Source organism: Mucilaginibacter sp. P4_G9, assembly GCF_056400985.1.
Genome location: NZ_JBFUKF010000857.1, coordinates 1 through 870, shown reverse-complemented (window position 1 = coordinate 870; position 870 = coordinate 1). Strand labels below are relative to the sequence as shown.

At 36.1% G+C, this 870-nt stretch carries 1 protein-coding gene; it reads left to right on the top strand.

Annotated elements, in window-relative coordinates; translation table 11 throughout:
• Positions 1 to 543: 543 nt before the first annotated feature.
• On the top strand, positions 544 to 870 hold a 327-nt coding region (locus AC1DPZ_RS28170; RefSeq protein WP_477409764.1), incomplete at its 3' end, for a hypothetical protein.

The following is an 870-nucleotide window of genomic DNA, read 5'->3' as shown; positions in this document are numbered from 1 at the left end:
ATAATGAGCCATGCGCAAAGCGATATAGGTTGTAATGGCGAAGATCCATATGACAATAAATGCCCGCTTGATACCTGGGTAATTGCACTGGTTGTTATGGCAGGAATATTTGCTGCAGTGCACTTATATCGCAAACAAAAATCTCTTCAGGCTTAATGGCTTAAAGAGATTTTTTTTATTAAAATCCCCTTCCTTCTTCCTCCGGAGCCAATAAACGCTGGTTTATATTCGGCATTTCATTTATTGCGGGTTACTTCCTCTTCATTTTATTAAATTTCACAGCGGGTTATCACTATCCTACCCGCCGTGCACCTCTTTTTTAACTGTAAGGATAACACTTTTTAACCACGCATTATTTAAGCAATAATCTATAAAAAAACAATTAATTATTACAACATACAACAACAACTATGCGTATAAATTCTATAAGTATTAAGAAATATATCTATTATATCTCCCTGACTTTAACCAGTGTATCTAATATCAATTTATTAAATAAACAGTATCCGGAAATCTATTTTCAAACTCATTATAAATTCAAATATGAAAATCGGACTCAAAAAGATGGTATTGCTTTTCCTTTTAACGGTAACCGGTTTTAATAATATTAAAGCAGCCACTTATGATTGGACCGGCGCTATTTCATCAAATTGGGCCAGCCCGCTTAACTGGCTTAGCGGAGGRCTGCCTGTACTTGATTATCCCGGCCAGAACCGTAATACGGATGTGGTACGATTTGGGGTTAGTGCATTAGGTCTTTTTATTAATCAGCCAATCTTAACATTAACATCGGCCCAATCTGTAACAGTAGCATCTGTTACATTTGGGCCCAATCAATTTATCAATGTCAGTAGTCTCCTTTTTAATGGC